The sequence below is a fragment of the Pasteurella pantherarum genome (genome assembly GCF_049670885.1).
Classification (GTDB): domain Bacteria; phylum Pseudomonadota; class Gammaproteobacteria; order Enterobacterales; family Pasteurellaceae; genus Pasteurella.
Window position 1 is genome coordinate 278916 of the sequence record NZ_CP187173.1, and the last position, 13339, is coordinate 292254.

A 13339-nucleotide genomic window follows, 5' to 3' on the forward strand; every position below is an offset into this window, starting at 1 on the left:
TGAATTTCTTGAAAATAGCGTGAGATAGTTATGAATACTGCAATCAACAACACAGAGAAACCTGAGGTTACATTAGGTGAACAGTTCCGACAAACACGTGAAGCCTTAAATCTTTCCCTTGAAGATGTTTCTAAGCAAATTGCCTTAAGACCTTCTATCTTGCAGTTCATTGAAAATAATCAATTCATTCATCAATCCATTCCCGCTACCTTTATGAAAGGTTACGTCAGAAATTATGCAAAATTTCTTAAATTACCTGAATCCACTTGGGCTCATGTGGATTTTGGTGATGATTATGCCAATGATTTAGGTAAAAATGCCAGATCGACACGTGCGGTGAATCAATATTCTTCCCATAATCGTTGGATTGGCTGGTGTAGTTTGATTGTGATTTTAATTGTTGCGGGCATGACAGGGCTTTGGTGGTGGGAAAACTATCAGCAGTCAAATGTTGAGCGGGATAATTTAGTGCAAAACTATGTGGAAACCAATACGCCAGCAACGCCATTGGTGAGTGTGGATACGGTTAAACAAAATCCATCACCTAGTGAAAATACGGCGGAGATGGCAATTTCTCGTGCGGTACCAGAAGCAGAAAATGCACCTGTTGTTATTACAGAAGAAAAACAAGGCATCGAAATTCCTGTAACGACGTTACCATTAAATGATGCCCCGAAAACGCAAAGCAATATCAATTCTGCCAATCAACCTGTGGTTCTTAATCCACAACAAATGCAGCCGATGACTTCATCTGATGTTTTAAAAGCTGAAATGGCAAAATTAGATGACTCACAAAATACTGCTGAACAGGGCGAAAATAATGCGACTGTGGTGAATAGCAATGATGAATTACACATTGAAGTGACAGGCACTTGTTGGATCAGTGTAAAAAATAAAAATGGTCGTGTGTTAGCACAAAAAGAATATAAACAAGGTGAGATTTTAACCTTTAATGAAGGTGGGCCTTATTCATTAATTGTTGGGGCGCCAAGTAATGTGAATATCACCTATAAAGGCGAAGCTTACCCATTAAAAGTCGATGGGCGAGTGGCGAGATTTAAATTACCACAATAATGTGGCAAAACATGTAGCAGAGTAAAGGTAGCACACTACGATGTTAGCAAAACCAAATATTAAACGTAGAGAATCGAAAAAAATCTATGTGGGCAATGTGCCTGTGGGGGGCGATGCACCCATTGCTGTGCAATCTATGACCAATACTCGCACCACTGATGTGGAGGCGACGGTTGCACAAATTAAAGCCTTGGAACGTGTTGGGGCGGATATTGTTCGTGTTTCTGTTCCAACGATGGATGCGGCGGAAGCATTTAAACTCATTAAACAGCAAGTCAATGTGCCTTTGGTGGCAGATATTCATTTTGATTATCGTATTGCATTAAAAGTGGCAGAGTATGGCGTGGATTGCTTGCGGATCAATCCCGGCAATATTGGACGTGAAGATCGTATTCGTGCCGTGGTGGATTGTGCTAGAGATAAAAATATTCCGATCCGTATTGGGGTGAATGCAGGATCTTTAGAAAAAGATTTGCAAGAAAAATATGGTGAACCTACCCCAGAAGCCTTATTGGAATCGGCATTACGTCATGTGGAGATTTTAGATCGCCTTAATTTTGATCAATTTAAAGTGAGCGTGAAAGCCTCCGATGTATTTCTGGCGGTAGAAGCTTACCGTTTATTAGCGAAAGCCATTGTTCAACCCCTACATTTAGGGATCACCGAAGCAGGGGGCTTTCGTGCGGGGGCTGTGAAAAGTGCGGTGGGTTTAGGCATGCTTTTAGCCGAAGGTATTGGCGATACCTTACGTATTTCTTTGGCGGCAGATCCTGTCGAGGAAATCAAAGTGGGGTTTGATATTTTGAAATCATTGCGTATTCGTTCTCGTGGTATCAACTTTATTGCTTGCCCAACCTGTTCACGTCAGGAGTTTGATGTGATCGGTACCGTCAATGCACTTGAGCAACGTTTAGAGGATATTATTACCCCGATGGACGTTTCGATTATTGGCTGTGTGGTGAATGGACCAGGCGAAGCCCTTGTTTCTGATTTAGGGGTCACAGGCGGCAACAAGAAAAGTGGTTATTACTTAGATGGTGAGCGTCAGAAAGAACGCTTTGATAATGAAGATTTAATTAATCAGTTAGAAGCCAAAATTCGTGCCAAAGTGGCAACGCAAGATCCCAAAAATAGAATTATTTAAAATAACAAGAGAAAATGAAGTAGGACATTATTGTGGCAAAAACAATTCAAGCAATTCGTGGTATGAATGATTGTTCCCCAACTGAAAGCCCATTATGGCAATGGGTGGAAGGTAAAGTGCGGTCAGTTTTACAAAATTATGGTTATTCTGAAGTACGCATGCCTATCGTGGAAAGTACGCCGTTATTTGCACGTGCGATTGGTGAAGTCACCGATGTGGTATCGAAAGAAATGTACACTTTCTGGGATAATGATGAACAATTAACGTTACGTCCAGAAGGCACCGCAGGTTGTGTGCGTGCGGCAATTGAACATGGTTGGATTTATAATCAAGAACAACGTTTATGGTATATGGGACCGATGTTCCGTCATGAGCGTCCACAAAAAGGGCGTTATCGCCAATTCCATCAAGCTGGCGTGGAAGTGTTTGGTATTCCTAATCCTGAAATTGATGCCGAACTGATTATGTTAACCGCTCGTTTATGGAAAGCCTTGGGGATTTTTGAGCATGTAACATTACAGCTTAACTCAATCGGTTCTTTAGAAGCACGTAAAAATTACCGTTCTGCACTAGTTGAATTCTTACAACAACACGTTGATTTATTAAGTGATGAAGAAAAAGAACGTTTAGAGAAAAATCCACTGCGTATTTTAGATACCAAAAATCAAGCCTTACAAGAAGTGCTAAATGATGCACCGAAATTGTTAGATTATTTAGACGAAGAAAGCCGTGAACACTTCGCACAGCTTTGTGCATTGCTAGATGCTGTGGGTTTGCAATATGAAGTAAATCCTAAGTTAGTGCGTGGTTTGGATTATTACAACAAAACGGTGTTTGAATGGGTTACTTCCGCATTAGGTGCACAAGGCACCGTGTGTGGTGGTGGGCGTTATGACGGTCTTGTTGAGCAATTAGGTGGACATGCCACCACAGGTGTTGGTTTTGCCATGGGCTTAGAACGTTTGGTGTTATTAGTTCAAGAAGTCAATCAAAGCATCAGCTTGCCAAGTGCGGTGGATATTTATATGGTTTATCAAGGTGAAAACACCACATTAGCGGCATTCCAATTAGCCGAAACACTACGCACCGAATTGCCAGATTTACGTGTTATGACCCATTGCAGCGGTGGGAATTTTAAAAAACAATTTAAACGTGCCGATAAAAGTGGTGCAACCTTTGCCTTGGTGATTGGTGAAAGTGAAGTACAACATCAACAGGTTGTGGTGAAGCACCTCCTTGGTGGGGCAGAACAACAAACCGTTGCATTAACGGACATTGTCGCTTACATTAAGAACAATTTATAGTCAAATAAGGATGCAAAATGGCTTATACAATTGAAGAAGAACAAGAACTGAATCAGCTTAAAGCATGGTGGAGCGAGAATCATAAAACCGTTATCGCTTCTGTGGTGTTAGCGTTTGCTGCAATATTTGCTTGGAATTATTGGAAAAGCTACCAACTGGTTAAAAATCAACAAGCCTCTGCCGCTTACGAACATTTAATTTATACCACCCGTGATGATTTAACGGAACGTAATAAACAAATTGAAAGTTTTATCAAAGAGAATAGCAATGATGCTTATGCGACATTAGCATTATTAGATAAAGCCAAATTTGAGGTGGAAAAACAGCTTTACGCTTTAGCAGAGAAAACCTTAAAACAAGCTATTTCTCGTGCACCTGATGAAATTTTAGTGTCTATTGCGGCATTACGTTTAGCCTCCGTGCAGTATCAACAGCATGATTTTAATGCAGCACTAGATAGCCTAAAACAAGTGAAATCCACGGCTTGGGACAGTAAAAAATATCATTTAATGGGGGATATTTTCCTCGCAAAAGGCGATATGGCGAATGCTAAAATAAATTATGAAAAAGCACAACAAAATGCCTCACCACTTGAAGCACAGTGGTTACAAGTGCGATTAAATAATTTATAGTTGAGTCAAGGCTTGGGGTCGGTTCCCCCAAGCCTTTTTGTTATCTAAATTTTCTGTCAAATAAGGGCATGTAAATGGCATTACAAATTGGTATTGATTTAGGTACAACAAATAGCTTAATTGCACAGTTTATTGACGGTGAAACAAGGCTTATCCCAAATAAATTAGGGCATTATTTAACGCCTTCTGTTGTCAGTGTCAGTGATGATGATCATTTACTGGTTGGGCTTTCTGCCCGTGAACGGCTTGCTACACAACCGTATTTAAGTGCGGCGGCGTTTAAGCGATTTATGGGCACAAACAAGAAGTTCAAACTAGGAAAACGCCATTTTCGGGCAGAGGAGCTTTCAGCTCTGATTCTGAAAAACTTAAAAGACGATGCCGAAACCTTTTTAGGTGAACCTGTTACAGATGTGGTGATCACCGTACCTGCCTATTTTAATGCCATTCAACGACAAGCCACGAAAGCCGCAGCACAAATGGCGGGCTTGAATGTTTTGCGTTTGTTAAATGAACCGACCGCCGCTGGGTTAGCTTATAACTTACAAGAGAAACCCGATGATACCCGTTTTTTAATTTATGATTTGGGCGGTGGCACCTTTGATGTATCTATTCTTGATTACTTTGATGGTGTGGTGCAAGTCTCGGCAAGTGCGGGGGACAATCATTTAGGTGGGGAAGATTTTGTGCAAGTGATTGCACATTGTTTTTTGTCTAATTGCGACACCTTAACCGAGAAAGATCGTCGCCAAGTGCTTGAAAATCCACAGTTATGGCAAGTATTTGAAACGGCTAAACGCACGTTAAGCCAAGAAAAAGTGGCAACTATCCAATTAACATTGAATGATAAACAACATTGTGCCAAGGTCAGTGCAGAGGCATTTTTACAGGCATCCAAACCTTTATTAGCCCGCTTACGCCAACCTTTGGAGAGAGCTTTACGTGATGCAAGATTAAAAGCTGACCAAATTGATGGTGTCATTCTTGTCGGTGGGGCAACACGTATGCCGATGATCCGCAATTTATTGGTGCAACTTTTTCAACGTATTCCACTGGCGAGCATACACCCTGATGAAGCTATTGCTCGAGGGGCTGCAGTACAGGCGGCATTAATTGCACGCAATCATCATGTCAATGAAGTGGTGTTGACCGATGTGATGCCGTTCTCTTTAGGCACGAATATTGTGCGAACACTGGCAGATGGACGTCATATTGAAGGGCAGTTTTCCCCCATTATTGAACGAAATATGCCTGTGCCTGTTTCACGGGTACAAACCTTTGGAACAGTGGTGAATAACCAAACCCAAATTTTATTTGAAGTGTTGCAAGGTGAATCGCCTTTAGCGAAAGAAAATCTTTTGTTGGGGGAGATTAATATCCATATTCCTCCGAAACCCGCAGGGGAAATCATGATTGATGTGCGTTTTAGTTATGATTCTAACGGGTTACTTGAAGTGGATATCCGCAATGATGAGTTAAATTTACAACATTCTGATGTTTTTCAACAAAATGCCGAGAGTCTGACGGCTGAAGAAATTGAAGAATCTCGCCGAAAATTGACCGCACTTAAGATTCACCCAAGGGATCAAGAACAAAATCTTTATTTATTAGAAAAAGCGAAACGGTTATACCATGAATATCTCGGTGATCACCGTATGTTTATTAGCGAACAAATGGGGTATTTTCTCGCCGCTTTAGATTCACAAGATGAGGCAAAAATCCGTCGTGCACAAAAATATTTCAGTGAATTTTTATCTCGCTATGATGGTGGCTGGTTATTATAAAAAGGAACGTCGATGAGCTGTTGGGATATTTTACAATTGCCTCCCACAGAGGATGAGCGAGCAATCCGTCGAGCTTATGCCAAAATGCTCAAACTCACTCGCCCAGATGATGATCCAGAAGGCTATCAGCGTTTGCGTGAAGCATTCGATGAGGCATTAATGATGGCACCTTATGTTGCCACGCATGATCATGCACAGCCTTGGCAAGATGATCCTATGGTTCAACGAGAACACCATCTAGAAAATCAACGAAATGCAGCACAAGAAGAAACCACAACACCTTTGTCTCTTCATTTAGAGAAGATTGAAGATGGGGAGAATCTTCCCACGAAGCAGGTTCTATTTGAGGACGATTTTCTCCCACTCTCCAATGAAGATAGCACAAGGCAAACGCCTCTTTCTCAATCTGATGAATCTGATGAATCTGATGAGACAGATGAAGCAGATCGCCTGTTTGTCAGCATAGAACAATGGTATCAACAAGGTGGGGGAGAGTTACTGGTTCAAAAATGGCAAGATATTCAGTTATTCTTACTGCAACTTTCTTTAGTGCAGAGTGAAGCGATTTCTTGGCGTTTACTCACATTTATCACTGAAAAGAAAGTGAATAACTCGGTATTGTGGGAACAATGGTCTACTTATTTTAATTGGCATAATGACTACCGCATTCAATATCATCTCAATGAAACAGACATTGAATTGTTACATGAACATTTATCCTTAGCGGCACTTTATCATCCAATCCCTCAGCGTTTTACAGAATATCCACTTTTTCATGCATTTTTAATGCGTATCAATCAAGGATATGCTTTTTGGGCGAATCTCTTTTATGCCTTCCTCGTTTCGCCTTTTTTATTTTATGAATTATCCGAACCGCAAAGAATGTTGTTTGAACGTTCCCATGCGGGCATCAAACGGTTATATGATGCCGCCATATTATGCCGTTTAGTCTTTCGAGGCATACTGCTTGTTGCCGTTGCGATACTCACTTATTTAAGTGATGAAACACTTTTTATTAGCCTTTATCGATTGACTGTTTTTGGCGGAGCGTGGATTTTAATCTGTCTTTTCTTATTCACTTCTTTTAGCCAAGCGATTACGGCATTTCAAATTCAACAGAAAAAAACCATGTCTTTCATTATTGGTATTTTGTTACCTTTTGCCTTCTTCATGCTCAAGCACGGGCTTTCGATGGGCAATGACTTATCCTTTAATTATCTTTTGGTATTGTTTTGGGTTTGGCTTTGTTTGACGGAAAACATCGTGCCTCAAGCGAGCTTATATTATCTTTTAATGAGTCTTGGAATCTATTTTCTCCTCCTCCCTTTTGACTTTTACCCCCTTGAATTTGCTATCATTTGGATTAACTTCAATCTCTTTTTAGAAAATTATGTCAGAGGATATTTTATCCATTTAGTGACGATGGAAACTCGCCCAGATTGGGCGGTTACAGGTAAGCTAGGTGGAATTTTTCATCTCTTACGTGCATGGGTCATTTGGTTTTTCCTCTTGCCTATTCAAACCTTACATTGGTTTTTACGTTATGAAGATAAAGGCAGTTTATTAGAACTGGTTTTGTTATCGTTAGTGTGGGTTCTCGCCCTCGGGCATATTGTCACCGCACCCTTATCTCTTTTTTACCCCTGCTTATTTTTACTTGTGGGTATACAGTATTTGATAAAAGAAATGGTGTTATTTCGTTTAAAACGAATGGGATAAGCAAGGAGTACGATGATGAGCATTCGCCTTCCTCCCCCTGTGATTTTTCTCGCCTGTGGCATGGCGATGTGGTGGGCTCCACCGCTTTATTCATTCCCCCGCAGTGAGTGGTTAATTGGATTTTTAGTGCTTTTTAGTATGGTGATAGGCGTAGGCAGTCTGTGGCAATTTTGGCAAGCCAAGACCTCCGTCGACCCGATTCGACTCGACCGCACACGCCATCTCGTGGTAGAGGGCGTTTATCAGTTTAGCCGCAATCCCATGTATTTAAGCTTAGCCAGCTTATTGCTTGCTTGGGGATTATGGCTTGGCAGTGTAAGTGCGGTGCTTTTTTGGATTATTTTTGTGTTTTGTATTCAGCAATGGCAGATCAAACCCGAAGAAGCTTATTTAGAAAGGTCGTTTGGAGAAAAATACCTAAACTATAAGCACAAAGTGAGACGTTGGTTATAGTTTGGCATGAAACCTCATTCCATACCAAACTAATGGCGTGAGACGTTTTGAAGAAAGTGCGTGTTAAGGCGTTCGTTATTGACTTGTGTGGTTTTGTTATTGCGTGCATCGATCGTCATGCCTTTTGGGCTTGGAAATCCAATCTACGACCTGTTTTGGCATCTTCCATTAAAATGCCATTGCCTCCCTTCCCTTTATAGGTTTGCCCATTACGAGAAGTTGGTTTGGGTTACTATCAAGGAAATTGAGCAAGACCTCATGGTCTACACGGGGAATCGCCATCATTCTCCAATTTTCGCTTGCCTCTATATCGAGTGCTTGTGGTTGTTTGCTGTGATATGAGGTGGAAATAGGTTGACATAATGTATTGAGTTTTGCATTGGGGTGATTTTGTAATTGTAATAATTTTCTAAGCTATAGCTGCGGACTATTATCTTCTTCAAGTCCTAAATGATGAATCATTGCGTAATCCATCTAGGTTACAGACCTGTCGCCGAACGTTTAAACAATGCAGTGAGTAACGCTAAAGGTGATGATAATTCAGTTTGATTATCTAATTGAGTCGGTGAAAAAGGAGGGGACGAGAGTGTCTTGCGAATTTAGTTTACTTTGGTGAATCTTTGGCGAGATTAAGGGGCTGAGTAGCTTGCGATATTGTACTTTGTACCTTTAGCCACTCGAGATGCTACTTCTTCATTTCCTGTCAAATCAGTTATGGTTTCAAGGCTATTTATATCTGAGCTAACTTGACTAAGAGTAGATAACACGGAATCTTTAGACATAAAAAAATTGGTGTAATGGACAAAAATCCCACATTTTTGTCCATTACACCAAAAAATTCAATTCTTTAGTTTATTTTCAGTTTTAGGTCCTTGCATTATTGATAGATGATGACGTTCTTACTTTAACTTCAAGGCTGGCAGTGTTTTCCATCCTTCTAGGTTTAGTTGATTGCCAGACACCATACTTTCTTTGTCTATATTTTTTGTAAAAAAACCATTTTTAAATAAACTTGGTTCATAAAATATATTGACTCTATAGTCTTTAAAATTGTTCGAATCTAATTGATATGCTTTGATAATTTCTTGGCGATTCGTAATGTTAACTATATGCCCTCTGATTTGATCGTTTTTCATTTTTTTATTGGTTTTGAGAGTGTAATCAATTACATTCTCTTGGTTATTTTCGCGTGTAATTGAGAGTTTATTGTTTTTGTCTTTTTTGGCTAATGTTTGAATATATTTTAAGAATTTTTTGGCTTTGATGTTAGTTGCGTAATAGTCCTTTATATTCATTGAGTTATTTAAAGCAAATTTATGGTTTTCTTCTTTATATATACGTAATACTGCTTCATCAAAGGCAAAATGTATACTACGTTCTTTTACCCACATTCGAGCACTAATTGGTTGATTAATTTCTGAAAAAATTGGTGCTAATTCAAAAAAGAGTTTTGCATCTTTAATTTTAGATTTAGGTAACTCGTAGTCTAATGTTTCAGTTAAAATGTATAGATTGCCATTATTACCTGTGACAACAGCCTCTATTTTTTCATAGCCAGTTGTGTTTTTAGCATTACATGCCACTAGGAAAAATGTAGTGATATGAATAACAAATTTATGCAAGAGTTTCATTTATTATCCTTCATAAAATAATTCATTGTTAAAGTATAAAATTTTTATAAAACACAAGGATAGCTATATAAGTGTTAATAAAAAAGGCCTAGTAAATGACTAGACCTTTATTTTCTATGAATTAAAGACCATACATTTCCTAAATAAATGACGATGAGCTTAACATGTCTTATTAAGCTTCAAGTGGATTACGCCAGTCATCAGAACCGGATGTTCCTGCCGATGTATGTTCCCAATTAATTTTACGATACGCTAAAGAAAGTTCAAGTAATTGGGTAAATTCACGTTGAGTTGGGTCTTGTGCATGAGGCATTTTTAAGTCAATGCTGACAATAGTAGCATCTTCCAATGAGGTTGTGAAGAAATGCTCTTGTTTCCCTTCTACAGAAGTTCTGTACCATTTTAATTCGACTTTAGGTAACATTTCTCCAGATGCTAATGCATTGTATAGCATTGGTACTGCTTTGTTTAAAGCGACTGTTAATTTTAGGGGCTTGTGAGCTCGTTGACCAGATGGTTGACCTGATTGTGGATCAGTTGGCACTTCAATAACATGCTTAACTTCTTGAACAAGCATTTCATTTTCATGACCTTGTACGAAAATATTACCAACAGATTCTGCTGTGAATGCACCTGAAGTAATTTCACCTTGAGTTTTACCAGTGATTGATACATAACATGGGGTTGGCATAGTTCTCTCCTATTGAGTGTGGGTTGCTATTAAACATTGAATTTTCTGCCTATTTAACACATTATTTGTATGTTAAAGTTTTACAAACTGGTTTTTTAGATATTAGTTTATTCAGCATATAATAAATAAATTTATACTTCGGACCATTCAATTCTATTGAGTTGTTGCTTGAAGTTCACGGGAATGTTTGCATCAAAATGTCAAACATGATATTTCAATACTTGAATAGTTAATATCTTTCCTATATTTTAAATATTATATGTAAAGTGTCAATAACGACAAGTTTTACATAAAAATTAAATAATAAATAATATAAGTGAGATGTTCTGCATTTATCATCTTATAGGGTATAATTTCTAAAAAGTAAACGTTTTTTTAGACTTGGTTGTCATGTTTAATTAACTCTATTAACATATAGCTAACATGTAATGAGGTAATATCTATGAGTAAGAATAAAGAAGGTTCTGTAGCACCAAAAGAGAGAATCAACATCAAATATGTTCCTGCAACAGATGGACAGATTGCTGAGGTTGAGTTGCCTCTTAATATGCTTGTTGTCGGAGATATGAAAGGAAAAGCAGAGGATTCACCGATTGAGGAGAGACCAATGATTCCTGTCGATAAAAATACATTTTCTTCTGTAATGGGTGAGATGGGGATTGAGTTGAACCTTAATGTACCGAATAAATTATCTGAAAAAGAGGATGATGAGCTAAGTGTAAATTTAGGCATTGCTTCCCTGAATGACTTTTCTCCAGATAATATTGTTAATTCAGTTCCTGAACTTAAAAAGCTGTTGGAATTGAGAGAAGCTTTGACAGCAGTTAAAGGACCGTTAGGTAATGTGCCCGCATTTAGAGCTCGTTTAGCCGAGTTGTTAGAAAATGATGAATCAAGAGAACAGTTGTTAAAAGAATTGAATTTACTCAATGATAAATAATTGTTAGCAGAACTTTTAGAAGGTAAAAACTATGGCTCAAACAACAAAAGAACAACACCTAGATACGGAAGTAAAAAATACGTCTTTACTCGATGAGATTATGGCTCAAACACGTATTTCCACTGATAGTGATGGGTATGATATTGCTAAACAAGGTGTTGCTGCGTTTATTTCTAATATTCTCATGACTGAAAATCATGCGGAACCAATCAATAAGCTATTAATTGATAGAATGATTGCGGAAATTGATAAGAAATTAAGTATGCAAGTTGATGAAATTCTGCACCATGAGAAATTTCGTCAACTAGAATCTTCTTGGCGTTCTTTAAAATTGTTGGTTGACAGGACAGATTTTCGTGAAAATATTAAAATAAATATTTTACATGCAACGAAAGAAGAGCTCCTTGATGATTTTGAGTTTGCTCCTGAGATTGTTCAGTCTGGCTTTTATAAACATGTTTATTCTTCAGGGTATGGTCAATTTGGTGGGGAACCTATTGGAGCTGTAATAGGCAATTACGAATTTACCCCTAAAAACCAAGATATGAAGCTACTACAATATGTTAGTGCTGTAGGTGCTATGGCTCACGCCCCATTTTTATCATCGGTTTCTCCGACGTTTTTTGGTATTCAGAGTTATACAGAGTTACCTGCGATTAAAGATCTTAAATCTGTATTTGAAAGCCCTGTTTATACTAAATGGCGTGCATTACGTGAATCTGAAGACTCTCGTAGTTTAGGATTAACTGTTTCCCGTTTCCTTGCTCGTTTGCCTTATTCTGTAGAAAGTAATCCAGTTAAAAGTTTTGGATATGAAGAAGATGTCAGTAAAGAGCATGAACATTATCTATGGGGGAATAGTGCCTTCTTATTAGCTTCTTGTTTGACGGATAGCTTTGCTAAATATCGTTGGTGTGCAAATATTATTGGTCCACAGAGTGGTGGTGCTATTTATGATTTACCTGTACATTTATATGAAGCGATGGGTCAAACAGTTTCTAAAATCCCAACTGAAGTTCTTATTACGGATCGAAGAGAATTTGAATTATCAGAAGAGGGGTTCATTGCCCTAACAATGCGTAAAGGAAGTGATAATGCAGCATTTTTCTCTGCAAATTCTGTTCAAAAACCTAAAGTATTCCCTAATACTAAAGAAGGAAAAATTGCAGAAACTAATTATAAATTAGGTACGCAATTACCTTATACCTTCATGATTACCCGCATTGCTCATTACATTAAAGTGTTACAAAGAGAACAAATTGGCAGTTGGAAAGAGCGTGGCGATTTAGAAAAAGAGTTGAATACTTGGCTTAAGCAATACGTAGCAGATCAGGAAAACCCTCCAGCAGATGTTCGTAGTAGACGCCCTTTCCGTAGTGCATCAATTACTGTGTCTGATGTTGCAGGGGATCCAGGTTGGTATCTATCTTCGATTAAAGTAAAACCTCATTTTAAATATATGGGATCTAATTTTGAGTTATCTTTAGTCGGACGCCTAGATAAGGAGTAGTTTTTTATGCCAGCATTATTCAGCTGGGATAGAGAAAGTTCAGCCAGCTTGTTTGAAAGAATCCAAGCAGAAGCAACACAGAACACTAAAGGTTCAGATATCAAGGAACTAGTATCATCTGTTAAACGGAATTTAATCAATATTCTAAATACCCATCCTGGAGCTTGTCAAAGTGCTTCAGCTTTGGGTATTGTTGATTTAAATGATGCAACTATAGGAACAATAGACATTTTGAATAATGTTCAAAATGTAATCCAACGGTGTATTTTGGATTTTGAACCTAGAATTACTTCTGTGAGAGTGCAATCGCTTATAAATGAGGATAATCCTCTATTATTACATTTTCGTATTGATGCTGTATTATCTGTGGAAGAGATACATTCTTCAGTAGTATTTAATCTACATTTAGATAATGATCGTCATTATTATTTAGATTTTGCTGATATTTGAGAAGAAC

The 13339-nt window shown here is 38.3% G+C and carries 12 protein-coding genes; 10 read left to right on the forward strand and 2 right to left on the reverse strand.

Annotated features, from left to right (window positions below; all coding sequences use genetic code 11):
- Positions 1–30: 30 nt before the first annotated feature.
- The 7 genes from ACPEEM_RS01420 (at position 31) to ACPEEM_RS01450 (ending at position 8110) form a co-directional block, all read left to right on the forward strand.
- The gene (locus ACPEEM_RS01420; protein WP_424402519.1) at positions 31–1074 is read left to right on the forward strand and encodes a RodZ domain-containing protein; all 1044 of its coding nucleotides are present in this window, start codon (positions 31–33) and stop codon (positions 1072–1074) included.
- Positions 1075–1114: 40 nt separating this feature from the next.
- The gene (gene ispG, locus ACPEEM_RS01425) at positions 1115–2218 is read left to right on the forward strand and encodes a flavodoxin-dependent (E)-4-hydroxy-3-methylbut-2-enyl-diphosphate synthase (RefSeq protein WP_424402520.1); all 1104 of its coding nucleotides are present in this window, start codon (positions 1115–1117) and stop codon (positions 2216–2218) included.
- Between the two features lie 32 nt (positions 2219–2250).
- Complete coding sequence (gene hisS / locus ACPEEM_RS01430; RefSeq protein ID WP_424402521.1) at positions 2251–3522, forward strand: histidine--tRNA ligase; 1272 nt, start codon at positions 2251–2253, stop codon at positions 3520–3522.
- A 17-nt stretch (positions 3523–3539) separates the two neighbouring features.
- The gene (locus ACPEEM_RS01435; protein WP_424402522.1) at positions 3540–4154 is read left to right on the forward strand and encodes a YfgM family protein; all 615 of its coding nucleotides are present in this window, start codon (positions 3540–3542) and stop codon (positions 4152–4154) included.
- 74 nt (positions 4155–4228) lie between these two features.
- A complete protein-coding gene (locus ACPEEM_RS01440; protein ID WP_424407473.1) occupies positions 4229–5938 on the forward strand; it encodes a molecular chaperone HscC in 1710 nt (569 codons plus the stop codon).
- Between the two features lie 12 nt (positions 5939–5950).
- Positions 5951–7657 carry a hypothetical protein gene (locus ACPEEM_RS01445; protein ID WP_424407475.1) on the forward strand — a complete coding sequence of 569 codons (1707 nt, stop codon included), beginning with the start codon at positions 5951–5953 and terminating at the stop codon, positions 7655–7657.
- A gap of 12 nt (positions 7658–7669) precedes the next feature.
- Positions 7670–8110 carry a methyltransferase family protein gene (locus tag ACPEEM_RS01450; protein ID WP_424402525.1) on the forward strand — a complete coding sequence of 147 codons (441 nt, stop codon included), beginning with the start codon at positions 7670–7672 and terminating at the stop codon, positions 8108–8110.
- An 899-nt stretch (positions 8111–9009) separates the two neighbouring features.
- Here the strand turns inward: ACPEEM_RS01450 and ACPEEM_RS01455 are convergent.
- Together ACPEEM_RS01455 and ACPEEM_RS01460 are read right to left on the reverse strand one after the other, a co-directional pair.
- Positions 9010–9741, reverse strand: a complete 732-nt coding sequence (locus ACPEEM_RS01455) for a hypothetical protein (RefSeq protein ID WP_424402526.1) — start codon at positions 9739–9741, stop codon at positions 9010–9012.
- Positions 9742–9913: 172 nt separating this feature from the next.
- Positions 9914–10432: an Hcp family type VI secretion system effector gene (locus tag ACPEEM_RS01460; protein ID WP_424402527.1), complete on the reverse strand. Its 519-nt coding sequence runs from the start codon at positions 10430–10432 to the stop codon at positions 9914–9916.
- A gap of 442 nt (positions 10433–10874) precedes the next feature.
- Between ACPEEM_RS01460 and tssB the strand changes: the two genes are divergently transcribed.
- From tssB to tssE, 3 genes are read left to right on the forward strand one after another with little or no spacing between them, the layout of a single operon-like run.
- A complete protein-coding gene (gene tssB, locus ACPEEM_RS01465; RefSeq protein WP_424407477.1) occupies positions 10875–11372 on the forward strand; it encodes a type VI secretion system contractile sheath small subunit in 498 nt (165 codons plus the stop codon).
- A gap of 31 nt (positions 11373–11403) precedes the next feature.
- Complete coding sequence (gene tssC, locus ACPEEM_RS01470) at positions 11404–12882, forward strand: type VI secretion system contractile sheath large subunit (protein WP_424402529.1); 1479 nt, start codon at positions 11404–11406, stop codon at positions 12880–12882.
- 6 nt (positions 12883–12888) lie between these two features.
- Complete coding sequence (tssE, locus tag ACPEEM_RS01475; RefSeq protein ID WP_424402530.1) at positions 12889–13332, forward strand: type VI secretion system baseplate subunit TssE; 444 nt, start codon at positions 12889–12891, stop codon at positions 13330–13332.
- Positions 13333–13339: the final 7 nt, after the last annotated feature.